Below are 26,463 nucleotides of genomic sequence, written 5' to 3'. Positions count from 1 at the left end.
TTCAACTTGTTAAAGAGCGTTTCGACCGAGTCAGTGTTTCGTCTCAACCGAGGCCGCGAATTCTACAGCAGCCTTACAACCTGTCAAGCGTTTCGTGAAAATTTCTTTTCGTTTCAACCACTTGCGCCAGCTTCAACCCGAAGGCCGCTGCAGCGAGGAGATTAATCATACAGCCCTGAGCGCCGATGTCAACACCCCTCGCTACACTTTTCGCCAATCGCCGACAGCGCTGGCGAGACCTTCATCCCAGCGCATGCCATTCAGCCATAGAACACAAGCCATTGATCCATTGATCCATTGATCCATTGATCCATTGATCCATTGATCCATTGATCCATTGATCCATTGATCCATTGATCCATTGATCCATTGATCCATTGATCCATTGATCCATTGATCCATTGATTGTCAGGAGCTTGGGTTCAGCTTGCCGCTGGAAGCGGGCGAATCATAGAGCTCCCAGTGCAGCAGTCAGGCTTTTAAAGCGTCGCTTCAGCCTTCAGCTGCCGGGGTTGGCTTCTTGCGCTTCGGAGCAACGGAGCCATCCCCCAGCGCAACAGGGGCGGACCGCCCCTTGTCGCTCTTACGCCCAGCCGGCTTGCTGCCCGCCTTGCCAGTCGCCCCAGTCTTTTTCGCCTGCTTTTTCTTCTTGCTGCCAGCAGCCTTACCCGAGGCCTTGAGCTTCTTCGGACCTTGGTAACTGCCAGGCAGCTCCTTGACCACACGGCGCGCGAAGGATTGCTTCAAGTAGCGCTCGATACTGGACATCAGGTTCCAGTCGTTGTGGCAGATCAAAGAGATGGCCAAGCCTTGCTGCCCGACACGGCCGGCGCGACCGATGCGATGGACATACTCGTCACCACTACGTGGCATGTCGAAGTTGATCACCAGATCGACCCCTTCGATATCCAGGCCACGTGCCGCCACGTCGGTAGCGATCAGCACGTTGATATTGCCCTGGCGCAAGCGCTCGACTGCCTCCTTGCGCTCCTCCTGGGTTTTCTCGCCATGCAGAACATAGGCATTGAACTTGCGAGAGCGCAGCACCCCCCCCAGACGATCAGCCAGAGCCCGGGTATTGGTGAAAATGATGGCCTGGGCAAACGCCTCGTGGGCCAGCAGCCACTGCACCAGTCGCTCCTTATGCGATGGGTCGTCCGCAGTAATGATCTGTTGGGTGAGATTTTCGTTCAGATCGTCGCGGCGGTTGAGCAACAGCTGTTGCGGGTCACGCATGATCTCGCTGACCACATGATTCAACGCCCGCTCGCCTGCCGTCGCCGAGAACAGCAAGGTCTGCCGTTCCACCGGGCAGGCCTTGGCCAGCTTCAGCACGTCCTCACTCAGCCCCATGTCCAGCATGCGATCCGCCTCGTCGAGCACCAAAACCTCGACGTCACCCAGGCGCAGGCTCCCCGTCTCGATATGGTTGAGCAGGCGACCAGGCGTACCGATCACGATCTCGGGATTCTTGCGCAGTGCCGCAGCTTGCTCCTTGAAACCTTCACCACCGGTAACCAGGCCAGCCTTGATGAAAGTGAACTGGGCAAACCGCTCGATTTCCTTGAGTGTCTGCAGTGCCAGCTCGCGGGTCGGCAACATGATCAGTGCCCGCGCACCGGCCTGCGGCTTGCTGGTCTGCAACAGGCGGTGCAGCAGCGGCAGCACAAAGGCAGCCGTCTTGCCACTACCGGTCTTGGCAGTCACGCGCAGATCACGCCCCTCCAGAGCAGGCGGAATGGCGGCAGCCTGAACCGCTGTCGGTTCGGTGAAGGACAGGGACGACAACGCCTTGAGCAGACGCTCATGCAAACCGTAATCAGCAAACACAACCTACCTCGAATGATAAAAATCGCTGGCACATAGACTACCCCAATGCGTGCCATCACTCAGGAGTTGTTTATCGCTCACCCGTCAGGATAAAAAAACGGCCGCCCGCAGGCGACCGTGAAAGAGCTGCGCGCTCCATGACACGCAGCGGAGCAAACGGGCTTCAGGCAACCGCCTCCAGTTGTTTGCGCGCCTTAGCCAGGCCCTGCTCGGCGGCATCGCCCCCCATGTTCAGCCCTTCGGCATGAATGAAGGTGACATCGGTGATGCCGATGAAGCCCAGCGCCTGACGCAGATAGGGTTCCTGTTGATCCAGCGGGCCGCCGGCATAGACGCCGCCACGAGCTGTCAGGATAAAGGCGCGTTTGTCTTGCAGCAGGCCTTGCGGCCCCTGCGCGGTGTACTGGAAGGTAACGCCGGCACGCAGCACGTGGTCCAGCCAGGACTTGAGGGTGCTGGGAATCGCGAAGTTGTACATCGGCGCCGCCAACACCAAGACATCAGCGGCCAGCAGCTCGTCAGTCAGCTGATTGGAGCGCACCAGCGCCGCCTGCTCGGCAGCACTCTGTTCGGCAGCCGGCTTCATCCAGCCGCCAAGCAGATCGGCATCCAGATGCGGTACCCCGTCGCGGGCCAGATCGCGGACGGTCACCTGATCCTGCGGATGCGCCTTCTGCCACCGAGCGACGAACTCGGCAGTCAGCTGGCGGGAGACCGAACCCTCTTGACGGACACTGCTTTCGACTACGAGAACCTTGGACATTTGCATTTAACTCCACCGGGTCATGCACTGGATCGATGGTGGGAAGCTTATTACGCAGAGGATCGATAAAAAAGCCGAAAAACCCGCTACAAACAATCGAGCTGATTGATGTATTTTCCATCCTCATCTAGTGCCCTAAGCCTGCACCCCGGAGAAACCAGCGATGAAAGCCCCCCGTGTGACCCTCGAACAGTGGCGCACCCTGCAGGCGGTGGTCGATCACGGCGGCTTTGCCCAGGCAGCTGAAGCCCTGCACCGCTCGCAATCGTCGATCAGCTATACCGTCGCACGGATGCAAGAGCAACTCGGCGTCCCCCTGCTGCGTATCGACGGACGCAAGGCCGCACTCACCGAAGCCGGCACCTTGCTCCTCCGCCGCTCACGACAGCTGGTCAAGCAGGCCAGCCAGTTGGAGGAACTCGCGCACCATATGGAGCAAGGCTGGGAGGCCGAAGTGCGCCTGGTGGTGGATGCCGCCTACCAGACCCAACGGGTAGTCAGTGCCCTCTCCACGTTCATGCCGCAAAGTCGCGGCTGTCGCGTGCTGCTGCGCGAGGAGGTGCTGTCCGGCGTCGAGGAGGCACTGAACGAAGGCGAAGCCGACCTGGCCATCAGCGGGCTGATTCTCCCCAATCAACTCGGCACCGACCTGGCCAACGTCCAGTTCATCGCCGTCGCCCACCCCGACCACCCGCTGCATCGCCTGCAGCGCGAGCTGTCCTACCAGGACCTGGAAACCCAGTTACAGATCGTCACCCGTGACTCAGGGCGCCGCCAGCCGCGCGACGTTGGCTGGCTCGGCTCCGAGCAGCGCTGGACCGTCGGGAGCCTGGCCACCGCCACCACTTTCGTCAGCAGCGGCCTCGGTTTCGCCTGGCTACCGCAGCACATGGTCGGCCGCGAACTGGCAGAAGGCACCCTCAAGCCGCTGCCACTTACCAACGGCGCGCGCCGGGAAATCCGCTTCTTCCTCTACCCTAACAAAGACCGACAGATGGGGCCTGCCACCCGTATTCTCAGTGAGCTATTGCTTCGCCATGCACAGAGCCCGGAGCCGGCCGTATCGCCATGAGCCGCGGACATGCCAATTGCCACCGCTACCCACAGAACAACTGCACTCGTCCAACCACCACAGGAAATCCACACATGCTGAAAAAACTCGTCATAGCCGCCAGCACCCTGATCTTCTCGGCCAGCCTGCTGGCCGCCGAAGCCCCTCACGTACTGCTCACCACCAACCTGGGCGAGATCGAGGTTGAACTGGACGCGGAGAAAGCCCCCGTCAGCGCGAAAAACTTCCTCGCCTATGTCGACAGCGGCTTCTACAACGGAGTGCAGTTCCACCGGGTCATCCCCGGCTTCATGGTGCAGACCGGCGGCTTCACCGCCGACATGCAGCAGAAAGAAACCCGGGCACCGATCAAGAACGAAGCCGACAACGGCCTACAGAACACACGCGGCAGTCTGGCCATGGCCCGCACCAGCGATATCAACAGCGCCTCCAGCCAGTTTTTCATCAACCTGGCCGACAACGACTTCCTCAATCACGGCGGCCGCGACTTCGGTTACGCGGTGTTCGGCAGGGTAGTGCGCGGCATGGACGTGGTTGACCGGATCGCCGCCGTACGCACCGGCAACCGCGGCATGCACCAGAACGTGCCGGTCCAGCCGGTCCTGATCGAGTCAGCCAAGCGCCTGTAACCCACAGGCCTGGCATGGGTGCGCCACGCGCACCCTACGCCTGCCGGTAAGGCAGCGCCTGACGCGCCTCCTCGACATAGGCGTATACCCCAGCGCGCTCCTGGTCGAGAAAATCCGCCACTGCCGCGCGCAAGCCGGGATGCACCAGGTAATGCCATGACCGGGTCAGTACCGGTTCGAAGCCTCGGATCAGCTTGTGCTCGCCCTGCGCACCGGCATCGAAGCGCCCAAGCCCCAGCACAATTGCCTGCTCCAGCCCCTGATAGAAGCAGGTTTCGAAGTGCAGGCGGTCGAAGTCCGCCAGGCAGCCCCAGTAGCGCCCGTACAGGCAATCGCCATCCAGCAGGAAGAAAGCCATCGCCACCGGCCGGCCGCCCTGCCGCGCCAGCACGACACGGATAGACTCGGGCATGCGTGCAGCCAGCAGGCTGAAGAAGTCGCGGCTCAGATACGGCCGCTGCCCACGCACCGCGTAGGTATTGGCATAGCAGGCATAAACGAAATCCCACTCGGCCTCAGCAAGCTGGCCGCCCTCACGCCAGTCGAAATCGATCCCCTGCCCCGCCACCTGCTCGCGCTCCTTGCGCATCTGCTTGCGCTTGCGCGAGGCCAGGGCATCAAGAAAGTCCTGAAAGTCCCGGTAACCGCGATTGAACCAGTGGAACTGGCAACCCAGTCGCTCCAGCCAGCCCGCGCGAGCGCCGAACACACCATCGGCGAAGGCATCGGTAAAGTTCACATGCAGACCGGACAACCCCTGATCGGACAGTCCTGCGGTCAAGCCATCGAGCAGACGCCCGGCATCCGCCGCCTCGCGCGCCAGCACCCGTGCACCGCCCACCGGGGAAAAGGGCACTGCCGCCAGCAACTTGGGGTAATAGGCAATCCCCGCGCGCTCGCACGCCTCGGCCCAGGACCAGTCGAAGACGTACTCGCCGCGCGAATGGCTCTTCATGTAGGCCGGCATGGCCGCCAGCAGCTTGCCTTGGGCATCGCGCAGCAAACGATGGGCCGGCTGCCAGCCGCTGCGGTCACCGACACTGCCGCTCTCTTCCAGGGAAGCAAGAAAGGCATGGCGTAGAAACGGCTGCCCGCTGGGCAACAGCCGATCCCAATCATGGGCGGAAATCAGGGCGAGAGATGGCAGCGTCTGGATCGTCATCGACACAGTCTGGCGCGCCGTGCGGACGAAAAAAAGCCCCACCGGAGTGGGGCTTGAATGGGATTTGTACGGATGAAGCCTGGCGCTTAGAACTTGGCTTCGAGGTCCAGCTGCAGGGTGTCGGTGTCGGTGTCGGCGACAAAGCCCCGCATACCGTCGGTCTCGGTCATGTAGTAGGTTGCGCCCGCGGCGAAGTTCTTGCTCAGGTCGTAACCCAGCTTGAACTTGTGACCGCGCGAACCGGTGAAACCGGAAGCGAAGTCGGAGTCGGTGAAGATACCGACCACGGCATTGCGCTCCACATCGCGGTAGTTGTAGTCGAACTTGACCTTGCCGTAACCGGTCTTGAAGCCGACCAGCCAGGCGGTGTCGCCATCGTTGCCACCATCGCCGTCACGGCCGTTTACGCGGATTTCGTCGTTGGCATCACTGTTGACTACGTACTGGCCATAGAACGACAGCGGCACGGCGAGGCCGGTGAAGTCGACCTGACCGAAGCCTTCCCACAGCTGGAACTCGCTGGTGGTATTGCCGGAAGCGGTCAGCGCGGACGCCTCAGTCGCGAGGTCGATGATGCCGTTGCCGTTGCTGTCGCGCAGCTTATCGTTGTCGAAGCTGTATACGCTGCCGCCCAGGGTCACGCCGACCTTGTCGGCCGGGGCGAACTTGACGCCCAGCTGGCCGGTGTACATCTGGGTATCGTGACGGAATTCCACGCCCTCGCCGTCGACGTTGTCATCCATGTTGTAGTAGCCGGCGCTGCCGAACAGCTCGGCGCTGCCGCCCAGCGGATACTTGTAAGTGGCGGCCAGACCTTCCGGGTTGATGTCGCCGTCCCAGATCACGTCGGCCACGCTGAACCACGGCTGGGCCATCTTGCCGCCGATCAGGTGCAGGTTCTTCACCGCTTCCGGGTGGAAGTCGATATAGGCCTGGTCCATCCAGATGCTCTTCTTTGTGAAGAAGCCTTCCATGGTCTGGTTGGTGGAGCGACGATCATCGCTGCTGCCGCTGGCGATACGGATGCCTACGTCGACTTCCGGGTTGACCTGGCTGTAGGCACCCAGGCGCATGCGGATACGCTGACGGTCTTGGTCACTGCTATCATCCACACCTGCTGCGTTACGGCCATCGGTGCTGGTGATCTCCTGGCGCAGGCGCACATCGCCCTTGAACTGGGTCTTGGTCGCCCAGGCGATCTTTTCTTCGAACTTGGCGGCAGCGGTCTTCTGTGCAGCGGTTTCCTTCTGCTCCTTGGCCAGTTCAGCCTGCAGTTCAGAGTGCTGGGCGGCGGTGATCGAGCCGTTGGCCTTGAGCATCTCGAGCAGTTTTGCATCGACAGCCGCGCTGGCCGGTACACTCATGGCCAGCAGCAGGCCGGTGCACAGACCCGAAGCAACGTGCTTAGAAACAATACGACCCATCAGAAAATTCCCCTCGACAATTGTTGGCGTCCAAAACACGTCAGCCAGCGGCTTAGTTGTGTTGGGGGGAATCTTGGTGACCGCTCATTACAGGCCCGAGACCGAATTGTGAAGGTTTTGTGAATGCGGAACTTTTCCCATTCGCTGTTTGCAGGCGTCCAGCCGGGGACCCGAGCGCTCGCGACGAAGCGTCAAGCACGCGGCTTCCAGCGCAAGAGCGATCCTGCTTGAGCGATGGGCGGGGCATCCCGTAGTGTGACGACCGAACGGCAGGCCGCTATCCGTGCCCCCCATCGACGCCAGCAAAACACTGCCCACGCGCAGACCGGAGGCGCCCCATGTCCACCGCATCCCCCAGGCTCGGCCACTATGCCCTTGGCGGCATCGCCGCCTGTATCCTGCTCAACCTGCCGGTACGCACCCTGCTCAAGGTCGGCGGCCCGTTCGCCACCCTGCTGGTTGCTGCCCTGGTTGCGTTCAGCCTGGCCCTGGTATTCCGCTGGCGTACCGGTCGTCGGCCCTATCCGGTGGAGCGCCGCGTGCTGGTCGGGCTCTACGCCCTCGGTCTCGGCCTGCTGTATGCGGGCCTGCTGGCGCTGATGTATATCAAAGAGGAACCCGGCCTGCCCGGCCAACTGCTGTTCGCCGCCCACTACCTGGCCTACCCGCTGCTGGCGTGGATCGCCCTGGCGCCGGAGCGCGACGCCTCGTAAAGCGCCGCGTCCCGGCCCCGCATGCCACCAACTGCCCACACCAACTGGCGCAGCACGCCGAATCCGCCCTACCGGCCGGCCTCCTCAGCCTTGACCAGCAGACGAATCCCGCGGATGCCCTGGCGCGTCTCGGCGTCGATGCCGTGGCTGGCCACCTCGGCCAACGCTCTGCGGTAGGCGTAGCCCAGACTGTCGAGAATCGTGCCGCTGTGGCGGAAGAAGTCCAGCGGCTCGCCGGGCTGCGCGTTCAACCGCGTGCAGCGCAGACGCAGATAGCCGCCGAGGGTGGCGCCGTCGAACAGCGTCTGCGCTATGGCGTCGGCCTGGTCCAGCAGCTTGAGCGCCAGGTCCTGGAAGCGCAGCAGGGCATCCTGGCTGAGCCGGTCGGTCACCTGGTCGGCGTATTCGCGATGCAATGTCAGGAAACGCTCGGCCAGCTCCCGCGCCTCCCGCAGCCGGGCGTAATCGCCATACAGCCGGCCCAGCGCCAGCAGCAGCCGGGCGGCCTCGCGCACCGACGCCGTCGCCTGAATCAGGCTCAGCTCCAGGCGCCGCCGATACAGCGAGGCGGCCGCCTGCAACTGGCGCTGTGCCGGCGTATCCCCCGCCTCGATCTGCCGGTACAACGGCAGGTGACGCTCGGCCACGAACGGCTCGTGCTCGCCGAGGCGCGGTTCGACGCCCTGCTGCTGCATCCGTGCGCAGTAGCCCAGGGCCACACGCTGCTCCTCCTGCGCCTCGGCCTCCTCCCAGGCCCGGCTGATCTCCGGCGACAGGCGCCGCAGCTCGTCCACCACCGCCTGCCAACCCAGTTGCCGATGGGCCTCCGCCACCGGCAGGTGCAGAGGCAGCCAGGGCAGCGCCCGCCACTGCCGGCCGGTCCACTCGTACAACCGGTCGAGCGCCTGCTCGCGCTGATCGTTGAGCTGCAGGATCGCCTGGCTGTCCTGCAACTGCTCGGCCTGGTAGTCCAGGCCCAGCGCAGCGTAGTAGTCGCGGGTGACGCGCTGGCAGTGCCCGGTGAAATCGACAAACAGTCCAGCCGCCGGACGCGGGTCATGCAGGTGCCCCGGCGCCTTGAGGCCCTCGCTGTGGCGGATACGCTCGAGGTCGGCCGGGTGGCTGTCCCAGTAGCGGGTGTCGCCCTCCTCCAGGCTCTGTTCCAGACGCTGCAGGGTCTGCGCATCCAGGCGCGCCACCTGCAGCGCCGTCGCCTCGGGGATGTCGCGCAGCAGCCGGCGCTCGCGCCAGGTATGCGCGTTCTGTCGATCCACCTCGGCCTGCGCCTGGGCCAGGGCGTGCAGACGCAGCGCGCCCTGGCGGAAGGCTGCGCTGCCGGCAATCAGCGTCTCGTAGCGGTCGGCGTCAAACTCCATCTGCCGCGACAACGCGCGCGACAGGCGAAAGCTCAGCGCGAAGCAACCGCGCAGCAGCCCGCGGGCCAGGGCGATGCCGTACTGCGCCACCCAGCCGGCCCAGCGCAGCAACTCCCAGGTGTCCTCGTTCTCCAGCCAACCCTGCAGCCGGTCGTCCCACGGATCGCGTGCGTAAGCGCGGCTCTCCAGCCAGGCGTTGACCCGGTTGATCAGGAAGCTGCAACGCATGCCCAGCCGCTGGGCGAAATGACCGAACTCGTGGGCCAGCACCCCGACCAGCTGCTGCACCGTGGTCCCCGCCACCAGCGGCATGCCGATGGTCAGCACCTTGTCGCCGCTGAAGAAGCCGCTCCAGCCGCCCTGGAAATGCACACTGGCGTTGACCTCGTTGCACAGGTGCACCGCTACCGGCGGACGCAGGCCGATCGCCTGGCACAGCTGCTCGATCACCTGCTGCAACTGCGGCTCGCGGGCCAGATCGAGTTCGCGCGGCGGCGCCTCGCGCTGGCCGCCGAAAAACAGCGGACGCGCCATGAACAGCAGCAGAATGCCGCCGCTCAGCGCCGGGATGGCGTAGATCGCCAGCAGCAGCCAGATATTGTGCAGCCGGCCGAGATACTCGTGGATATGCATGAGATACCAGCCCAGCGCCACCGCCAGACCGACCACCAGCGCGCTGTACAGTACCGGCACCAACACACAGCACAGCGTCACCAGCAGCAACTGCAGGACATAGCCAACCCCAGGCGGCGCACGCTTGAGCCCGTCGCGGGCCAGCGCCTGCAACGCCAGCAGGGGATCAGGCGCGACGGCGGCAACGGGCGGCAACATGGGTGCAGGTACGGCAGACTCGGGCGTCGGCAGCGGCGCGGGAGCGGTTACCGTCTCCGGCGCAGACGAGACTTCGAGTGCTTCCACGCGCGCCTCCAGCCCCACCTGCCGGAGCAGCGCCAGCCAGCGCTCGCCATCCGCGCGAGCCAACTGACTCTTGACCACCCGCGTGGCCGGCGGCAACAGCGCCGCACTCTGCGCGGGCGACAACTTCAGCCGCTCCTGCAACCCCTGACGAATACTCTCTGGCGTGTGCCCGGGCAACGCGCGCCCCGTGAGCACCAGACGAACAAGCATGGCGATCCCTCGCATCGGCTGACAAAGGGACACAGCCTAGCAAAGGGCACGACGCGACGCCTGGGCAGCCATCACGCCCACCACAGCCTCGCCCGAAGGACGCCACAGGCATTGAACCGAACCGCCGCCGCGTGGCCCAATGCAGCTCTCTTCCGCACTGCCGAACACCATGCCCAGCACCGCCGCCGCTCATTCCACCGACCTGCCTCTCGTCCTGGCCGGCCCTTTGCTGCGCCGCCTCGAAGCCCGGCGCCTGGTACTCTGGCTGGTCGCCACGCGAGCACTTGACGCCCGCCTGCGGCTGGCCTGGGACGACCCGCAGCGCGGCCTGGTCGAACTCGACCTGCCGCTCGACGACTCCCGCTGCCAGCGCCTGGCCATCGGCCGCCATGCCTGGCTGCACCTGATCGATGTGCCGCTGGACGAGCCGCTGCCGGCCGACACCTTCATCCATTACGACCTGCATGTAGACGAGGACGGCCAAACCCTGACCATCGCCGACTGGGCGCCGCATCTGCTGTATCCCGGCCAGACCCGGCCGAGCTTCGTGCGCCGCGGCCGGCTTGATCACCTGCTGCACGGTTCCTGCCGCAAGCCGCACCACCCAAGCCAGGACGGCCTGCTGCAGGCCGACGCCCTGCTCGCCGTCAGCCGCGAACAGCCAGCCGAGCGTCCGGCACTGCTGATGCTGAGCGGCGACCAGATCTATGCCGACGACGTCGCCGGGCCGATGCTGGTAGCCATCCACCGTCTGATCGAACGCCTCGGCCTGTATGGCGAACACCTCGACGGCGCCACGGTCAGCACCAGCGAGGCGCTCTACGCCCACCCGGCCGGCTATTACCGGCGCGAGGACCTGCTGCCCGCCTACACCGCCAACGAGGAACTGCGCGAACGCTTCTTCGGCGGCGTGGAAAAGCCGGTGTTCACCAGCGCCAACGCCCACAACCACCTGGTCACCTTCGCCGAAGTGCTGGCCATGTACCTGCTGGTCTGGTCGCCCGTGCCCTGGCGACTGATCGACCCGCGCCTGCCGGAGCTGCCCGAGCATCTGGCCGCGCGCTACCGCGACGAGGAACAGGTGATCCGCGCCTTCGTCGCCGACCTGCCGCAGGCGGTGCGGGCCATGGCCCAGCTGCCGTGCCTGATGATCTTCGACGACCATGACATCACCGACGACTGGAACCTCTCCGCCCACTGGGAGCGGGTCGCCTACGGCCATCCCTTCTCGCGGCGCATCGTCGGCAACGCCCTGCTCGGCTACCTGCTGTGCCAGGGCTGGGGCAACTGCCCGGATGCCTTCGCCAGCGAACTGCCGGCGATCCGCAACCTGCTCGCCACGCCGGACCACCAACAGCGGCTGGGCGCTCCAGCCCAGGACGCCATCATCGGCCGCCTGCTCGCCTTCAGCCACTGGCACTACAGCCTGCCCGGCCAGCCGCTCCTGCTGGTGCTCGACACCCGCACCCGCCGCTGGCGCAGCGAAAGCACCCTCAGCCGGCCTTCCGGCCTGATGGACTGGGAGGCCCTGTGCGAGCTGCAGCACGCCCTGCTCGACGAGCCGGCGGTGGTCATCGTCTCGCCGGCGCCGGTGTTCGGCGTCAAGCTGATCGAGATCGTCCAGCGCCTGTTCACCTGGGCCGGCCAGCCGCTGCTGGTCGATGCGGAAAACTGGATGGCCCACCGCGGCGCGGCCCACGTCATGCTCAACATCTTCCGCCACTCGCGCACCCCGGCGAACTACGTGATCCTCTCCGGCGATGTGCACTACTCCTTCGCCTACGAGGTGCACATCCGCCACCGCGACAGTGGTCCGCGCATCTGGCAGATCACCAGCAGCGGCATCAAGAACGAATTCCCCGCGCGCCTGCTCGACTGGTTCGACCGCCTCAACCGCTGGCTGTACGCCCCGCACTCGCCGCTCAACTGGTTCACCAAGCGGCGCAAGATGCAGATCACCCCGCGCATCCCCAGCCGCAGCCGGCGCGGCGAACGCCTGTGGAACGGCGCCGGCCTCGGCCAGGTGCGTCTGGACGAGCGCGGCCGGCCCAGCGAGATTCGCCAGCTGAATGCCGATGGCTCGGCGCCGACGTGCTTCGAGGTGACCGCGCGCGAGGAGCTGGACGCCCCGGATTGAGCGCCCACACCGTCAGCCCGGCGCAGCCCCCTCGCCGGGCGATTTGCCGCATACTGGAAACGTTCCAGCCCCACCCTCAGGAGAGTCCATGCTGCCCCATAGCCTCGAACAACTGGACGCCCTGCGCGACGAGTGCAAGGCCATGGTCACCAGGCGCGCCGGCCTCTCTGCCGGCGCGGCGGTGCTGCCGATTCCCGGCCTCGACCTGGGCGCCGACGTCAGCCTGCTGATCGAAATGATCCCGGCGATCAATAAGAAGTTCGGCCTCAACCCCGACCAGATCGAAGGCCTCGACCCGCAGATCAAACGGGTGATCCTGATCGGTGCCACCAGCATCGGCAACAACCTGATCGGCAAATGGGTGACCCGGCAACTGGTCATGCAGGCGCTCAAGCGCGTCGGCATCCGCGTCACCACCAAGACGGTGGCTCGCTTCGTGCCCATCCTCGGCCAGGCCCTTGCCGCCTCGATCAGCTTCGGCGCGATGAAATTGCTCGGCAATGCCCACGTCGACGACTGCTACGCAGTGGCGAAAAAGGCCCTGCTGGCGCAGGCTCCGGAGCAGGTGCGGGTCATCGAGGTGACGCCGGACATGGTCGAACTCGCCCGCCCCTGACGCCCAGCGAAATGCTCACCGCTGATGGCAAGACAGATCAGCGCCCACCACCCAAGGCTCGCTCCCCACGCGCCCTGCAGGGACTGACCTGTCTGCCGAGGAACAGGACGGATTACTTGGCGATCTTGGTGATCTTGGTGCCCTGGATGCCGATCCCCGCCATCAGCCCCTTCTGGCCGAAGACGAAGGCATAGATGTCTTCCTTCATGGTTGCGGTGGTGGCGTTGCGCGCCATCCCCTCGTCCACCACCACCACGGTCGGGCCGACACCCACCTCGAAGCCCTCCGCCTTGCTGAACGCCTGGAAAGCCGCGTCGGTCATGAACATCATCGCGTAGCCATACTTCTGTACGCCGGCCTGCAGGCCATAGGACGCCCCGGCGGTGCTGTAGTAGCCGACCGTCTTGCCGTCCTTGATCAGCACGCCCTCACCGTATTGCCCGCCGATCACCAGACCCGCCTTGGTGATGCTCGGGAAAACCAGGATCGCCTGCGCCTTGTCGCCCAACACCTTGGCCGCAGGCACGTCCGCATACAGCGATGCAAGCGCGGCATGTGCGTCCTTGCTGAGCTGCGCCGCGTCCTCCGCGGCGACGGCAGCACTGGCTGCAAGCACCAGAAAGACGCTCATGATCGCGCCGATCAACGCCTTCCGTATCTTGTCGAAGAACACGAGCCATTCGGTTGCTGGCAAAGCGCTCGAGACTGATGGATCAAGCTTCATGGTGCCCCCCTCTTATTGAGAATGCTCACCGTGGCCCGCTATCTTCACTCCACGACTTCAAGCCGAGGGGCGCAGTGGGCATACGCTCGTGAGCGCCTGTGAAACGCTAGTTCGCACAGGGCGGGCGGTCAAATGAGGCTGGCGGATTACCGCAGCGGCCAGGGCGGGCGGTGACAGGAACATGCTACGGCCAAACAGCCGATGCTGGGCATTCTGAAAGGGCGTACCCACGCAGGGCGTGAGTACGATCAAACCCTCGCCGGCAGATGGCGGACCATCAGGCCTCCACTGCTCCCCACTGCTTGCCGAGGCGCTTGTCCGACACCGCCATCTTCGTCCCCAGCTGCTGGGCGAACAGCGACACCCGGTACTCCTCTAGCATCCAGCGGTACAGGGTCAGCTCGGGATCGCGCTTGCCTTCCTGGGCGTGCTTGGCGGCGCGCGCCTGGTACTGCTCCCAGTAGCCGGCCAGTTCGCCGCTCCACACGCGGTCGCGCTGCAGCTGGCTGCCGACCTTGTCCAGGCGCTGCTCGATGGCCTTGAGGTAGCGCGGGTATTCCCTGAGCCATTCGGCCGGGGTCTGGCGCACGAAACCGGGGTAGACCAGGTGACCGAGCTGGGCCTTGATGTCGTTGAGAGCGACGGCCATGGCCAGGTCGATGCGGCCCTTGAAACGTTTCTGCAGGCCGTGCCAGAGCTTGAGGATTTCCAGCGTCAACCGGGCCAGACGCTCGGCGTGCTCGGCCCAGCTGCCGCGCTTCTGTTCAGCAAGTGACGCCAGCGCGGCGCCGTCGCGCGGCAGCGGGTTTTGGCCGTCGAGGATGCAGCTGTCCAGGCTGGCCAGCAGGATGTCCTCGACCAGCGCATCGACGCGACCCAGCTCGCGGTACAGCAGGCCGAGGTCGGTGAGGCCCGGCAGCTTGCCGCGCAGGTACTTGGCCGGCTCGGCCAGTTGTTGCAGCAGCAGGCGCTGCAGGGCGCGGCGGTGTTGGAACTCGGCTTCGGCCTGGGTCGGGAAGCGGCCCTCCTTGACGGTGCCGCCCTCCTCGACCAGCGCGGGGTAGACGGTCAGCGACAGGCCGGCGATCTTCTGCTGGGTCTTTTCCTCGACCGCAGCGAAGTCGCGGGCGGCGACCGGCTTGGCCTCGCCCTGGCTCGCCGGCAGCGCCAGCGCGGCCTGGCTGGCCTCGGCGAAGCGCGCGGTCAGCTCGGCGAGATCGCGGCCTTCGCCGAGGAACTTGCCGCGCGCGTCGACCACCTCGATGTTCATCTTCAGGTGGCTGTCCAACTGGGCGGCAGCCTCCGTCCAGGCCTCCTCCGGCACGCGGGCGCCGGTCATGCGTTGCAGTTCGCGGCCCAGCGCCGCGGGCAGCGAACCCTCGCCGAAGGCCAGCTTGGCCTGCGCGGCGCCGACGAAGTCCGGCACCGGCACGAAGTTCTTGCGCAGCGCCTTGGGCAGGTTGCGCACCAGCGCCACGCACTTGGTTTCCAGCAGGCCCGGCACCAGCCAGTCGAGACGCTCGGCCGGCAGTTGCGGCAGCAGCGGCGCCGGCACGCGCACGGTGACGCCGTCGCGCGGGTGGTTGGGCTCGAAGTGATAGGTCAGCGGCAGTTGCAGGCGGCCGATGCTCAGGCTGTCCGGGTACTGCTGCGCGGTGATCTCGCTGGCCTCGCGGGCCAGCACGTCTTCCTCGCGCATGATCAGCAACTGCGGGTTCTTCGCGCTCTCGCGCTTGTACCAGGTCTCGAAGCTGGCGGTCTGGTAGATGTCCGCCGGCAGCCGCGCGTCGTAGTAGGCGTACAGGGTTTCCTCGTCGGCGAGGATGTCGCGGCGGCGCGCCTTGGCCTCCAGTTCGTCGAACAACTCCAGCAGCTGCTGGTTGGCGCTCAGGCACTTGGCGCGGCTGTTGATCTCGCCGCGCACCAGGCCCTCGCGGATGAACAGCTCGCGCGCCGCCGGCGGATCGATGGGGCCGTAGTGCACCGGGCGGCGGCCGACGATGATCAGCCCGTAGAGGGTGATCTGCTCGTAGGCCACCACCTGGCCGCGCTTCTTCTCCCAGTGCGGTTCGAGGTGGTTCTTCTTGACCAGGTGCGGCGCCAGCGGCTCGATCCAGTCCGGCTCGATCTTGGCCACCATGCGCGCGAACAGCTTGGTGGTTTCCACCAACTCGGCGGCCATCACCCACTGCGGGCGCTTGCGGCCGATCACGCTGGACGGGTGCAGCCAGAAGCGCCGCTGGCGGGCGCCGTTGTAGTCGCCCTCCTCGGTCTTCTGGCCGATCTGGCTGAGCAGACCGGCGAGGATCGCCTTGTGCACGGCGGCGTAGTTCTTCAGGGTCTGCGCGCTCTGCTGGCGTTCGTCCTGGGCGGCCACCGCCTGGCGGGCGCGCTGGTCGAGTTCGCCGCGGCCCTTCTGCGGCTTTTCGGTGGACAAGGCGGCGCCGTTGTCCACCCTACCGTCGGCCGGCGCGGGCACCTCCAACACGTTGAGCGGCAGCTGGAGGTCGCGGCAGGTCAGCAGCAGCTGGCGGTGGGCGTCGCGCCACTCGCGCAGGCGCAGGTAGTTGAGGAAGTTCTTGCGGCACCAGTTGCGCAGGGCGTTGGCGCCCAGTGCCTGGCGCTGTGCCTCGAAGCCGTGCCACAGGTTGATCAGCGCGGCGAAGTCAGAATCCGGGTTCTTCCACTGCGCGTGGGCCTGGTCGGCGGCCTGCTGGCGCTCCATCGGCCGCTCGCGCGGGTCCTGCACCGACAGCACGCTGACCACCACCAGCACCTCGGCCAGGCTGCCCTGCTGGGCGCCTTCCAGCAGCATGCGCCCCAGCCGCGGGTCGATTGGCAGGCGCGCCAGTTGGCGGCCTAGCGGGGTCAGCTGGTTCTCGCGGTTGACCGCCGAGAGCTCCTGTAGCAGGTTGAAGCCGTCGCTGATCGCCTTGCCATCCGGCGGCTCGATGAACGGGAAATCCTGGATGTCGCCCAGGCGCAGATGGAGCATCTGCAGGATCACCGCGGCCAGGTTGGTGCGCAGGATCTCCGGATCGGTGAATTCGGGGCGGGCGAGGAAGTCTTCCTCGGCGTACAGGCGGATGCAGATGCCCGGCTCGACCCGGCCGCAGCGGCCCTTGCGCTGGTTGGCGCTGGCCTGCGACACCGCCTCGATGGGCAGGCGCTGGACCTTGGAGCGGTAGCTGTAGCGGCTGATGCGCGCGGTGCCGCTGTCGATCACGTAGCGGATGCCCGGCACGGTCAGCGAGGTTTCGGCGACGTTGGTGGCCAGCACGATCTTGCGTCCGCCGGCGGGCTTGAAGATCTTCTGCTGCTCGGCCGGGGTCAGGCGCGCGTACAGCGGCATCACCTCGGTATGGCGCAGGTTGGCCTTGCGCAGCACCTCGGCGGCCTCGCGGATCTCGCGCTCGCCGGGGAGGAACACCAGCACGTCGCCGGGACGCTGGCCCACCGAACGCTCGTGGGCCTCGATCTCGTCGAGCGAGCGCAGGATGCCCTGCTCCACCGACAGGTCGTCGAACAGCGCCTCGCCGTTCTCGTCCTGCTCGGCGGCCAGCGGCCGGTACCAGGTGTCCACCGGGTAGGTGCGCCCGGACACCTCGATGATCGGCGCGTCGTTGAAGTGCCTGGAGAAGCGCTCCAGGTCGATGGTCGCCGAGGTGATGATGACCTTGAGGTCGGGGCGGCGCGGCAGCAGGTTCTTCAGGTAGCCGAGCAGGAAATCGATGTTCAGGCTGCGTTCGTGGGCCTCGTCGACGATCAGGGTGTCGTACTTTTCCAGGTAGCGGTCGTGCTGGGTCTCGGCGAGCAGGATGCCGTCGGTCATCAGCTTGATCAGCGACTGCTCGCCGCTGTGGTCCTCGAAGCGCACCTGGTAGCCGACCAGTTCGCCCAGCGGCGTGCCGATTTCCTCGGCCACCCGGGTCGCCACGCTGCGCGCGGCCAGCCGGCGCGGCTGGGTGTGGCCGATCAGCCCGTGCACGCCGCGGCCGACTTCCAGACAGATCTTCGGCAGCTGGGTGGTCTTGCCCGAGCCGGTCTCGCCGGCGATCACCACCACCTGATGCTTGCTGATCGCTTCCTTGATCTCGTCGCGCCGCGCGGCGATCGGCAGCGCGTCGTCGTAGCGGATGCGCGGCACGCTCTGCCGGCGCGCCGCGACCTTGGCGACGGAGGCCTGGAAGCGCTCCAGCCACTGGGCGAGCTTGCCCTCGTCCCACGCTGGCGTGCCCGCCTGCTTGCGCAGCTCATGCAGCTGGCGGCGCAGGCGGTGGCGGTCGGCGTTGAGCGCCTGGTCGAGGTTCTTCAGCAGCTGGTCGAAGGCGGGTACGGCACTCATCGGGCGGGCGTCGGCTTGGTATTTTCGGGGCGGGGATTGTCGCAGATTTGCGTGGGAAGCGCCGCGGGGCTCGGCAGCCGATCATGCCCACGCCCAGCCGTGGGCATGCCGCCCTGGACGCTCCCGCGTCCATAAACTCCGTACCCCGGGACGCCGCGCGTCCCCGAGGCGCTCGCACGCGCGAGCGTGGGCGCGATCCCTCATGCTCCGCGCGTAGAACCGTGGCTCAGGCCGTGGCGTGCTTCTTCAACTCCTGCTCGCGCAGCTCGCGGCGCAGGATCTTTCCGACGTTGCTGGTCGGCAGGCTGTCGCGGAACTCGATCTGCCGCGGCACCTTGTAGCCGGTGAGGTTGGCGCGCATGTGCGCCAGCACCTGCTCGGCGGTCAACTCGACGCCAGGCTTGCGCACCACGAACAACTTGACCGCCTCGCCGGTCTTGTCGTCCGGCACGCCGATGGCGGCGCCCAGCTGCACCCCCGGCAGGCTGGCCAGCACTTCCTCCAGCTCGTTGGGATACACGTTGAAGCCGGACACCAGGATCATGTCCTTCTTGCGGTCGACGATGCGGATATAGCCGTCGGGCTGGATCAGCGCGATGTCGCCGGTCTTCAGCCAGCCGTCGGCGCCGAGCACCTCGGCGGTGGCCTCGGGGCGCTGCCAGTAGCCCTTCATCACCTGTGGGCCGTGGACGCACAGCTCGCCGGGCACACCGAGGCCGAGGTCGTTGCCCGCCTCGTCGATCACCTTGCACAGGGTCGAGGGCATGGGAATGCCGATGGTGCCGGGCTGGTTGTGCTGGCGCGGATTGACCGATACCACCGGGCTGGTTTCGGTCAAGCCGTAACCTTCGCAGATGGCGCAGCCGGTGATGTCCTCCCAGCGTTCGGCGGCGGCCTGCTGCAGGGCCATGCCCCCGGAGATGGTCAGCTTCAGCGCGGAGAAGTCGAGGCGGCGAAAGCCCTCGTGGTTGCACAGGGCGACGAACAGGGTGTTGAGCCCGACGAAGCCGCTGAACTTCCACCTGGCCATTTCACCGACCATCGCCGGCAGGTCGCGCGGGTTGGTGATCAGCACGTTGTGGTTGCCGGACAGCAGCATCGCCATGCAGTGAAAGGTGAAGGCGTAGATGTGGTACAGCGGCAGCGGGGTGACGATGGTTTCGCGACCGTCCTCGAGATTGGCCGCCATCAGTTCGTGGCACTGCAGCATGTTGGCGATCAGGTTGCGGTGGGTGAGCATGGCGCCCTTGGCCACGCCGGTGGTGCCACCGGTGTACTGCAGCACCGCCACCTCGCCGGATTTCGGCGTCGCCTCGCGCAAAGGCCGACCGCGCCCCAGCGCCAGCACCTCGGTGAACTTCACCGCCTGCGGCAGGCTGTAGGCCGGCACCAGCTTCTTCACGTAGCGCACCACGCCGTTGACCAGCAGGCGCTTGAGCGGCGCCAGCAGATCGCCGACCTCGGTGACGATCACCTGGCGGATGCCGGTGTGCGGCAGCACCTGCTCGGCCAGATGGGCCATGTTGGCCAGGCAGACCAGCGCCTTCGCTCCGGAGTCGTTGAACTGGTGCTCCATCTCCCGAGCGGTGTACAGCGGGTTGGTGTTGACCACCACCAGTCCCGCGCGCAGGGCGCCGAACACGGCGACCGGGTACTGCAGCAGGTTGGGCAGCTGCACGGCGATGCGGTCGCCAGGCTCCAGCTCGGTATGCTCCTGCAGCCAGGCGGCGAAGGCGCCGGAGAGTTCGTACAACTCGCCGTAGCTGAGGGTGCGGCCGAGATTGCTGAAGGCGGGCTTGTCGGCGAAGCGCTGGCAGGACTCGCGCAGCACGGCGAGGATGTTCGGGTAGCGGTCGGGGTCGATCTCGGCAGCGATCCCTGCGGGGTATTTGTCGGTCCAGAAGTGTTCGTTCATCGAGGCTCTCTCCCGCGCGACGCAGCCGCACCTGTCAGCCGGACCCGCCGCTGTGCGCCGGCCATGGCGCTCTTGTTATGTCCGGCCCGCACCACCACTGCCGCGAGGACCATTGTCCATCGAGGATAACAGCTTCCCCCACGGGCAAGTCTGACCGGGAGAGCAAGCCGTTCAAGTCACCCTAGCCTAATCAGCGGCGCCTCAGCAGCGTCGGTACGGCCATCCTGCCCGGCAGCGACTGCCCACTGCACGACGCGCCAACCGCCCCCCGAGTAGTAGCGGGCCAGGGCTATCCTGTAACGTAGCGCGCCATCCGGTTGCGGCGGACACGTCCGTCGCAGGCCCGCGTCACCGACGCAAACCCTCCGTATAGCCATGCAAACCCAAGGAGCGCGCATGAGTCTGGTAGAAAACACCCCCTACGATGAACTGCAGGTCGGCCAGAAGGCCAGCTACCAGCGCACTGTGGAAGAACGCGACATCCAGCTGTTCGCCGAAGTGTCCGGCGACCGCAACCCGGTGCACCTGGATGCCGAGTACGCCGCCGCGACCCAGTTCAAGGAGCGCATCGCCCACGGCATGCTCACCGGTGCGCTGATCAGCGCGGCCATCGCCTGCACCCTGCCGGGTCCGGGCACCATCTACCTCGGCCAAAACCTGCGCTTCACCCGTCCGATGAAGCTCGGCGATCAGTTGACCGTGGAGCTGGAAGTGCTGGAGAAGCTGCCGAAGAACCGCGTGCGCATCGCCACCCGCGTGCTCAACCAGCAGGGCAAGTCCGTGGTGGATGGCGAAGCCGAGGTCATGGCCCCGCAGGACAAGCTGCGCATCGCCCTGACCGAGCTGCCGCCGATCAGCGTCGGCTGAAACCTGCGCCGCCCCAAAGCACAACGCCCACGAAATCGTGGGCGTTGTGCTTTGGGGCTTTTCTGCAGACAAAAAAACGGGCGACCGAAGTCGCCCCAATTGCCTTGCGTGCTCGTGAGTCGGGAAGGATCAGTGCGGCTTCTTGCCCTTCTGCGAATCCTTCCAGACGAAATATCCAAACCCACCCAGAAACGCCGCTGTCAGAACGACGATGATGATGCCTGCGACTACTACCTCGTCCATAAACATGGCTTGTCTCCACGTGCGTCTTTGCTGCTGTTGAAGCCAGAATACCCATGCATGACCGGGGGAAATTGACCGGGATCAACAGGCACCGACGCCCTGGGGAGTGAAGGCAGGCAAACCCTGACGCAGATCAACGGAAGCCACAGGCCGGGCGAGCGCCAGCGCTGCGCCACGAGGGCGGGAAGGGGGCAGGACGGGAAAATCACCCGGCCGGCAGCCAGGCGGGAGCCATCGGCGCCAGGCCGTCAGGCGGGAACGAATGCTCGGACTAGCGCTTTTTCGGCTTGCCCTTGGCCTTCTTCTTTCTGGCCGACAGCGGCAGCACCTGCTCGAAGGCCAGGCGCACGTCCTGCAGACGCTTCTCGTGCAGGTCGTGGATGCGCCGCTCGCGCTCGGCGGCAAAGTCGATCAGGGTGTCGTCACTCATGGCGGCGCTCCTTGGCAGCGGGCGAAACGGGCGGAAGTCGACGCTCCGGATATCTGGCAATGATGGGGGCGGGCGGCGTCAGTGACCAGCCCCACCCCGACGATCGCCACGCACCGGCGGCGCTTGTCTTTGGCCTGCCTGGCGACCTTCCGCTAACATAGGCACTTTATTTTCGTGTCTGGAGTCATGCATGGCGCAGTATCAACCGGGGCAACGCTGGATCAGTGACAGCGAGGCGGAACTGGGGCTGGGAACCATCCTCGCGCAGGACGGCCGCTTGCTCACCGTCCTCTATCCGGCGACCGGCGATACCCGGCAATACGCACTGCGCAACGCCCCGCTGACCCGCGTGCGCTTCTCGCCGGGCGACGAGATCACCCACTTCGAAGGCTGGAAGCTGACCGTGCAGGAAGTCGAGGACGTCGACGGCCTGCTGGTCTACCGCGGCCTCAACGCCCAGCACGAAAGCTGCACCCTGCCGGAAACCCAGCTGTCCAACTTCATCCAGTTCCGTCTGGCCAGCGACCGTCTGTTCGCCGGACAGATCGACCCGATGAGCTGGTTCGCCCTGCGCTACCAGAGCCTCGAACACGCCAGCCGCCTGCTGCAGTCGCCGCTGTGGGGCCTAGCCGGCGCCCGCGCCCAGCCAATCGCCCACCAGCTGCACATCGCCCGCGAAGTGGCCGACCGCGCCAGCCCGCGCGTGCTGCTGGCCGACGAGGTGGGTCTGGGCAAGACCATCGAGGCCGGCCTGATCCTGCATCGCCAGCTGCTCAGCGGCCGCGCCCGCCGCGCGCTGATCCTGGTGCCGGAAAACCTGCAGTATCAGTGGCTGGTGGAGATGCGCCGCCGCTTCAACCTGCAGGTCGCCCTGTTCGACGCCGAGCGCTTCATCGAGAGCGATGCCGACAACCCGTTCGAGGACTGCCAGCTGGCGCTGGTCGCCCTCGACTGGCTGCGTGACGACGAGCGTGCCCAGCAGGCCGTGCTGGAGGCCGAGTGGGACCTGCTGGTGGTCGACGAGGCGCACCACCTGGTCTGGCACCCGGAGCAGGCCAGCGCCGAATACCGGCTGGTCGAGGAGCTGGCGGCCAACATCCCCGGCGTGCTGCTGCTCACCGCCACCCCCGAGCAGCTCGGCCTGGAAAGCCATTTCGCCCGCCTGCGCCTGCTCGACCCCGACCGTTTCCACGATCTGGAAGCCTTCCGCGCCGAAAGCGCGCAGTACCAGCCCGTGGCGGCGGCGGTGCAGGAGCTGCTCGACCACGGCAAGCTGTCCGCCGGGGCGCGCGCGGCGATTCACGGCTTCCTCGGCAACGAGGGCGACGACCTGCTGGCCGACGTCGAGGGCGGCAACGAGGAGGCCCGCGCGCGGCTGATCCGCGAGCTGCTCGACCGCCATGGCACCGGCCGCGTGCTGCTGCGCAACACCCGCGCCGCCGTGCAGGGCTTCCCCGAGCGCGAGCTGCACGCCTACCCGCTGGCCAACCCCGCGGAGTACCTGGAACTGCCGGTCGGCGAGCATGCCGACCTGTATCCGGAAGTCGGCTACCAGGCGCAACTGGACGACGCCGCCGACGACAGCCAGCGCTGGTGGCGCATCGACCCGCGCGTCGAGTGGCTGATCGACACCCTGAAGATGCTCAAGAAGGTCAAGGTGCTGGTGATCTGCGCCCATGCCGAGACCGCGATGGACCTCGAGGAAGGCCTGCGCGTGCGCGCCGGCACACCGGCCACGGTGTTCCACGAGGGGATGAGCATCCTCGAGCGCGACCGCGCCGCCGCCTACTTCGCCGACGAGGAATTCGGCGCGCAGGTGCTGATCTGCTCGGAGATCGGCAGCGAGGGCCGCAACTTCCAGTTCGCCCACCACCTGGTGCTGTTCGACCTGCCGGCCCACCCGGACCTGCTCGAGCAGCGCATCGGCCGTCTCGACCGCATCGGCCAGCAGCACACCATCCAGCTGCACGTGCCCTACCTGGAAACCAGCGCCCAGGAGCGCCTGTTCCAGTGGTACCACCAGGCGCTGAATGCCTTCCTCAATACCTGCCCGACCGGCAACGCCCTGCAGCACCAGTTCGGCCCGCGCCTGCTGCCGCTGCTCGAAGGCGGTGACGACGAGGAGTGGAGCCAGCTGCTGGGCGAGGGCCAGGCGGCCCGCGAAAGCCTGGAGGCCGAGCTGCACAGCGGCCGCGACCGCCTGCTGGAGCTCAACTCCGGTGGCGCCGGCGAGGGCGAGGCGCTGGTCGAGGCGATCCTCGAGCAGGATGACGAGTTCGCCCTGCCGATCTACATGGAGGCGCTGTTCAACGCATTCGGCATCGACAGCGAAGACCATTCGGAAAACGCGCTGATCCTCAAGCCCAGCGAGAAGATGCTCGACGCCGGCTTCCCGCTGGGCGACGACGAGGGCGTCACCGTCACCTACGACCGCAACCAGGCGCTGGTCCGCGAGGACATGCAGTTCCTCACCTGGGAGCACCCGATGGTGCAGGGCGGCATGGACCTGGTGATTTCCGGCACCATGGGCAACACCTCGGTGGCGCTGATCAAGAACAAGGCGCTGAAACCCGGCACCGTGCTGCTCGAGCTGCTCTACATCAGCGAAGTGGTGGCGCCGCGCGCCCTGCAGCTCGGCCGCTACCTGCCGCCGGCGGCGCTGCGCTGCCTGCTCGACGCCAACGGCAACGACCTGGCCTCCCGCGTCAGCTTCGAGACCCTGCACGACCAGCTGGAAAGCGTGCCGCGCGCCAGCGCCAACAAGTTCGTCCAGGCCCAGCGCGACGTGCTGGCCAAGCTGATCGGCAGCGGCGAAGGCAAGATCGCCCCGCGCCACGCCGAACGCGTGGCCGAGGCCAGCCGCCGCTTCGCCGCCGAACTCGAGGAAGAACTGGCACGCCTGGAAGCCCTGCGCGCGGTCAACCCCAGCGTGCGCGAGAGCGAGCTGGACAGCCTGCGCCAGCGCCGCGAACAGGGACAAGCCCTGCTGGGCAAGGCCTCGCTGCGCCTGGAAGCCATCCGGGTGCTGGTGGCGGGTTAAACACGCCACGCCCGCGCCGACTCCCGCGCGCCCGCCTGGGAGTTGGCGAGGCAATGAAAAGGCCGTGTCGGGACACCCCGCACGGCCTTTTTCTATTCATCGATTGCAGGGTAACCGGTGGGACGCGCCGCGGCGCACTGCCCCCGAGACGCGGAGCGTCCCGCTGGCGGGGCTGCCACGCCAGAGCGTGGTAGCCATCGGGATCACGCTTTCCCGTAGGGTGCGCCATGCGCACCTTGAGCCTCTGCGGATGGATGGTGCGCACGGCGCACCCTACACGCTCACCGCGAACGCCACTCGACCAGCCAGCTCAGGCTGGCCGCGCAGCCCGTCTCCCCCGGCCGGTACTCGGCACCCAGCCAGCCGGCGTAGCCGCTCGTCGTCAACGCTGCCAGCGCGGCGGGGAAATCCACACTACCCGTTCCCGGCGCACCGCGCCCCGGACAGTCGGCGAACTGCACATGGCCGATGTGCCCGGCCAGCGCGGCGATGCAGGCCGGCAGGTCCAGCCCCTGGCGGGCCATGTGGTAGAAGTCGAGCTGGGCAGCGAAGTTGGGGTGGTCCACCGCCGCGATCAGCGCCAGCAAATGCTGCGGCGTGTTGACCAGGAAGCCCGGCATGTCCAGCGGGTTGATCGCCTCAGCCAGCACGCGGATGCCCAGCGGAGCGAAAGCCTCGGCGGCGCGACGCAGGTTGGCCGCCAGGGTCGCCAATGCCGCCGCGCGATCAAGGCCCTCGGCCAACCGCCCCGGCAGCACGTTGACGCACGCCGGACGCACCACTTGGGCATAGGCCAGTGCTTGCGCCAGGGCGGCGTCGAATTCGCCCTGGCGCTGCGGCACCGCCGCCAGGCCGGGGCCGCCAGTCATCAGATCGCCGGCCGGCAAGTTGATCAACACCAGCGGCATGCCGGCTTTCTCCAGCGCGTCCTGCAGTTCGGCGGCCGCCACCTCGTAGGGAAACTGGATCTCCACCCCAGAGAACCCGGCCTCCGCCGCGGCCTGGATGCGCTCGAGCAGCAGCAACTCGCTGAACAACATCGACAGGTTGGCGCAGAGTTTCATGCCTCGCCCTCCTGACGGAACAGCTCGACCAGCGTGGCCGGATCGCGTTCGAGATTGCCCTGGCTACCGTGCAGGCGCATCAGCTGCGCAGCCAGGCCGCTCATCGGCGTGGCCGAACCCTGCTCGCGGGACAGCTTGACCGCGGTATCGAGATCCTTGAGCAGGGTACGCACGTGCCACTTGACCGGCTCGAAACGGCTCTCGGCCATCTGCGGGGCGAGGATCTGCAGCGGCTTGGAGTCGGCGAAGCCGCCGTACAGCGCCGGCGCCAGCAGGCTGGCGTCCACCCCGGCCTGCTCGGCCAACGCCACCACCTCGGCGATCACCAGCGCGTTGCAGGCGACGATCATCTGGTTGCACACCTTGGTCACCTGGCCGGCGCCGACCTCGCCCATCCGCGTCAGGCGCTGGCCCAGGTGGGCGAGGATCGGTCGCAGGCGCTCGATGTCGTCCGCCGCGCCGCCAGCCATGATCGCCAGGCTGCCAGCCTCGGCGCCGGGGGTGCCGCCGGACACCGGCGCATCCACCCAGCGCATGCCGCAGCGCTCCTCCAGCTCAATGGCCATCTCGCGAGTAGCCGCCGGCTCGCAGCTGGAGAAATCCACCAGCAGCTGACCCGGCAGGCCTTGTTCGACGATGCCGCCGGGGCCGAATACCACCGCGCGCACCGCCGCGGTGTCGGCCAGGCAGAGCATGACGATGTCGGCCTCCAGGCACAGATCGCCGGGGCGCACCACCACCTGCGCGCCGGCATCCACCAGCGGCTCGCACTTGGCCGGGTTGCGATTCCACACGCTCAGGGGAAAACCGGCAGCCAGCAGGCGGCGACTCATCGGCAGGCCCATCAGGCCGATACCGGCGAAGGCAAGGGAAGGCAGGGTCGACATGGCGGGCTCCAGTGGGTATAAGGTGCCCGCCATCTTAACCCTAGGGTCGCCGTACCAACATCCGACCAGCGCAGCCCTATACTCACATTCGCTTTTTC

At 66.5% G+C, this 26,463-nt stretch carries 20 protein-coding genes; 7 read left to right on the top strand and 13 right to left on the bottom strand.

Annotation, left to right across the window (positions count from 1 at the left end; translation table 11 throughout):
• Positions 1-201: 201 nt before the first annotated feature.
• The 3 genes from KRX52_RS14505 to KRX52_RS14495 form a co-directional block, all read right to left on the bottom strand.
• On the bottom strand, positions 202-378 hold the full coding sequence (locus KRX52_RS14505; RefSeq protein ID WP_217682426.1) for a hypothetical protein: 177 nt from the start codon (positions 376-378) through the stop codon (positions 202-204).
• Positions 379-492: 114 nt separating this feature from the next.
• Entirely contained in the window at positions 493-1,830 is a 1,338-nt protein-coding gene (locus KRX52_RS14500) for a DEAD/DEAH box helicase (protein ID WP_217682425.1), read from the bottom strand.
• Between the two features lie 163 nt (positions 1,831-1,993).
• On the bottom strand, positions 1,994-2,593 hold the full coding sequence (locus KRX52_RS14495; protein ID WP_217682424.1) for an FMN-dependent NADH-azoreductase: 600 nt from the start codon (positions 2,591-2,593) through the stop codon (positions 1,994-1,996).
• A 163-nt stretch (positions 2,594-2,756) separates the two neighbouring features.
• On the opposite strand from KRX52_RS14495, the gene KRX52_RS14490 reads away from it, so the two are divergent.
• Positions 2,757-3,665 (top strand): LysR family transcriptional regulator, encoded by a 909-nt coding sequence (locus KRX52_RS14490; RefSeq protein WP_217682423.1) that lies wholly within the window; start codon positions 2,757-2,759, stop codon positions 3,663-3,665.
• A 74-nt stretch (positions 3,666-3,739) separates the two neighbouring features.
• Entirely contained in the window at positions 3,740-4,294 is a 555-nt protein-coding gene (locus KRX52_RS14485) for a peptidylprolyl isomerase (RefSeq protein WP_217682422.1), read from the top strand.
• A 34-nt stretch (positions 4,295-4,328) separates the two neighbouring features.
• On the opposite strand, the gene KRX52_RS14480 is transcribed toward KRX52_RS14485, so the two are convergent.
• Together KRX52_RS14480 and KRX52_RS14475 are read right to left on the bottom strand one after the other, a co-directional pair.
• A complete protein-coding gene (locus KRX52_RS14480) occupies positions 4,329-5,456 on the bottom strand; it encodes a GNAT family N-acetyltransferase (protein ID WP_217682421.1) in 1,128 nt (375 codons plus the stop codon).
• 86 nt (positions 5,457-5,542) lie between these two features.
• Entirely contained in the window at positions 5,543-6,880 is a 1,338-nt protein-coding gene (locus tag KRX52_RS14475; RefSeq protein ID WP_217682420.1) for a putative porin, read from the bottom strand.
• 338 nt (positions 6,881-7,218) lie between these two features.
• On the opposite strand from KRX52_RS14475, the gene KRX52_RS14470 reads away from it, so the two are divergent.
• Positions 7,219-7,593 carry a hypothetical protein gene (locus KRX52_RS14470; protein WP_217682419.1) on the top strand — a complete coding sequence of 125 codons (375 nt, stop codon included), beginning with the start codon at positions 7,219-7,221 and terminating at the stop codon, positions 7,591-7,593.
• A 68-nt stretch (positions 7,594-7,661) separates the two neighbouring features.
• Here the strand turns inward: KRX52_RS14470 and KRX52_RS14465 are convergent, their stop codons facing one another.
• Positions 7,662-10,097: a M48 family metalloprotease gene (locus tag KRX52_RS14465; protein ID WP_217682418.1), complete on the bottom strand. Its 2,436-nt coding sequence runs from the start codon at positions 10,095-10,097 to the stop codon at positions 7,662-7,664.
• A gap of 169 nt (positions 10,098-10,266) precedes the next feature.
• Here KRX52_RS14465 and KRX52_RS14460 point away from each other — a divergent pair, with 169 nt between their 5' ends.
• Positions 10,267-12,234, top strand: a complete 1,968-nt coding sequence (locus KRX52_RS14460) for a metallophosphoesterase family protein (RefSeq protein WP_217682417.1) — start codon at positions 10,267-10,269, stop codon at positions 12,232-12,234.
• Positions 12,235-12,322: 88 nt separating this feature from the next.
• Entirely contained in the window at positions 12,323-12,850 is a 528-nt protein-coding gene (locus KRX52_RS14455) for a hypothetical protein (protein ID WP_217682416.1), read from the top strand.
• A 112-nt stretch (positions 12,851-12,962) separates the two neighbouring features.
• Here the strand turns inward: KRX52_RS14455 and KRX52_RS14450 are convergent, their stop codons facing one another.
• From KRX52_RS14450 to fadD1, 3 genes are all read right to left on the bottom strand, one after another.
• A complete protein-coding gene (locus KRX52_RS14450; RefSeq protein WP_254797594.1) occupies positions 12,963-13,574 on the bottom strand; it encodes a lipid-binding SYLF domain-containing protein in 612 nt (203 codons plus the stop codon).
• Positions 13,575-13,851: 277 nt separating this feature from the next.
• The gene (gene hrpA, locus KRX52_RS14445) at positions 13,852-17,919 is read right to left on the bottom strand and encodes an ATP-dependent RNA helicase HrpA (RefSeq protein WP_217682415.1); all 4,068 of its coding nucleotides are present in this window, start codon (positions 17,917-17,919) and stop codon (positions 13,852-13,854) included.
• Positions 17,920-18,145: 226 nt separating this feature from the next.
• Entirely contained in the window at positions 18,146-19,834 is a 1,689-nt protein-coding gene (gene fadD1 / locus KRX52_RS14440) for a long-chain-fatty-acid--CoA ligase FadD1 (RefSeq protein WP_217682414.1), read from the bottom strand.
• Between the two features lie 396 nt (positions 19,835-20,230).
• Between fadD1 and KRX52_RS14435 the strand changes: the two genes are divergently transcribed.
• A complete protein-coding gene (locus KRX52_RS14435) occupies positions 20,231-20,701 on the top strand; it encodes a MaoC family dehydratase (RefSeq protein WP_217682413.1) in 471 nt (156 codons plus the stop codon).
• A gap of 129 nt (positions 20,702-20,830) precedes the next feature.
• Here the strand turns inward: KRX52_RS14435 and ccoM are convergent, their stop codons facing one another.
• Together ccoM and KRX52_RS14430 are read right to left on the bottom strand one after the other, a co-directional pair.
• Entirely contained in the window at positions 20,831-20,950 is a 120-nt protein-coding gene (gene ccoM, locus KRX52_RS21010; protein WP_302850383.1) for a cytochrome c oxidase subunit CcoM, read from the bottom strand.
• A 265-nt stretch (positions 20,951-21,215) separates the two neighbouring features.
• A complete protein-coding gene (locus tag KRX52_RS14430) occupies positions 21,216-21,374 on the bottom strand; it encodes a hypothetical protein (RefSeq protein WP_217682412.1) in 159 nt (52 codons plus the stop codon).
• A gap of 190 nt (positions 21,375-21,564) precedes the next feature.
• Between KRX52_RS14430 and rapA the strand changes: the two genes are divergently transcribed.
• Positions 21,565-24,414: an RNA polymerase-associated protein RapA gene (gene rapA / locus KRX52_RS14425; protein WP_217682411.1), complete on the top strand. Its 2,850-nt coding sequence runs from the start codon at positions 21,565-21,567 to the stop codon at positions 24,412-24,414.
• A gap of 281 nt (positions 24,415-24,695) precedes the next feature.
• Here rapA and KRX52_RS14420 read toward each other — a convergent pair whose 3' ends face one another.
• Together KRX52_RS14420 and KRX52_RS14415 are read right to left on the bottom strand one after the other, a co-directional pair.
• Entirely contained in the window at positions 24,696-25,478 is a 783-nt protein-coding gene (locus KRX52_RS14420) for a hydroxypyruvate isomerase family protein (protein ID WP_217682410.1), read from the bottom strand.
• Positions 25,475-26,365: an NAD(P)-dependent oxidoreductase gene (locus KRX52_RS14415; protein ID WP_217682409.1), complete on the bottom strand. Its 891-nt coding sequence runs from the start codon at positions 26,363-26,365 to the stop codon at positions 25,475-25,477. The genes KRX52_RS14420 and KRX52_RS14415 overlap by 4 nt, the downstream gene beginning before the upstream one ends.
• Positions 26,366-26,463 lie beyond the last annotated feature (98 nt).

The organism is Geopseudomonas aromaticivorans (assembly GCF_019097855.1).
GTDB lineage: Bacteria > Pseudomonadota > Gammaproteobacteria > Pseudomonadales > Pseudomonadaceae > Geopseudomonas > Geopseudomonas aromaticivorans.
The sequence above is the reverse complement of the archived record's forward strand: the minus strand, read 5'-3'. Positions and strand labels throughout refer to the sequence as shown.

Coding starts and splice junctions, on each gene's coding strand:
- KRX52_RS14505 (WP_217682426.1), bottom strand. CDS start 378: ATGGATCAATGGATCAATGGATCAATGGATCAATGGATCAATGGATCA.
- ccoM (WP_302850383.1), bottom strand. CDS start 20,950: ATGTTTATGGACGAGGTAGTAGTCGCAGGCATCATCATCGTCGTTCTG.
- KRX52_RS14475 (WP_217682420.1), bottom strand. CDS start 6,880: ATGGGTCGTATTGTTTCTAAGCACGTTGCTTCGGGTCTGTGCACCGGC.
- KRX52_RS14415 (WP_217682409.1), bottom strand. CDS start 26,365: ATGTCGACCCTGCCTTCCCTTGCCTTCGCCGGTATCGGCCTGATGGGC.
- KRX52_RS14470 (WP_217682419.1), top strand. CDS start 7,219: ATGTCCACCGCATCCCCCAGGCTCGGCCACTATGCCCTTGGCGGCATC.
- KRX52_RS14495 (WP_217682424.1), bottom strand. CDS start 2,593: ATGTCCAAGGTTCTCGTAGTCGAAAGCAGTGTCCGTCAAGAGGGTTCG.
- fadD1 (WP_217682414.1), bottom strand. CDS start 19,834: ATGAACGAACACTTCTGGACCGACAAATACCCCGCAGGGATCGCTGCC.
- KRX52_RS14455 (WP_217682416.1), top strand. CDS start 12,323: ATGCTGCCCCATAGCCTCGAACAACTGGACGCCCTGCGCGACGAGTGC.
- KRX52_RS14460 (WP_217682417.1), top strand. CDS start 10,267: ATGCCCAGCACCGCCGCCGCTCATTCCACCGACCTGCCTCTCGTCCTG.
- KRX52_RS14420 (WP_217682410.1), bottom strand. CDS start 25,478: ATGAAACTCTGCGCCAACCTGTCGATGTTGTTCAGCGAGTTGCTGCTG.
- KRX52_RS14435 (WP_217682413.1), top strand. CDS start 20,231: ATGAGTCTGGTAGAAAACACCCCCTACGATGAACTGCAGGTCGGCCAG.
- KRX52_RS14465 (WP_217682418.1), bottom strand. CDS start 10,097: ATGCTTGTTCGTCTGGTGCTCACGGGGCGCGCGTTGCCCGGGCACACG.
- KRX52_RS14480 (WP_217682421.1), bottom strand. CDS start 5,456: ATGACGATCCAGACGCTGCCATCTCTCGCCCTGATTTCCGCCCATGAT.
- KRX52_RS14490 (WP_217682423.1), top strand. CDS start 2,757: ATGAAAGCCCCCCGTGTGACCCTCGAACAGTGGCGCACCCTGCAGGCG.
- rapA (WP_217682411.1), top strand. CDS start 21,565: ATGGCGCAGTATCAACCGGGGCAACGCTGGATCAGTGACAGCGAGGCG.
- KRX52_RS14450 (WP_254797594.1), bottom strand. CDS start 13,574: ATGAAGCTTGATCCATCAGTCTCGAGCGCTTTGCCAGCAACCGAATGG.
- KRX52_RS14485 (WP_217682422.1), top strand. CDS start 3,740: ATGCTGAAAAAACTCGTCATAGCCGCCAGCACCCTGATCTTCTCGGCC.
- hrpA (WP_217682415.1), bottom strand. CDS start 17,919: ATGAGTGCCGTACCCGCCTTCGACCAGCTGCTGAAGAACCTCGACCAG.
- KRX52_RS14430 (WP_217682412.1), bottom strand. CDS start 21,374: ATGAGTGACGACACCCTGATCGACTTTGCCGCCGAGCGCGAGCGGCGC.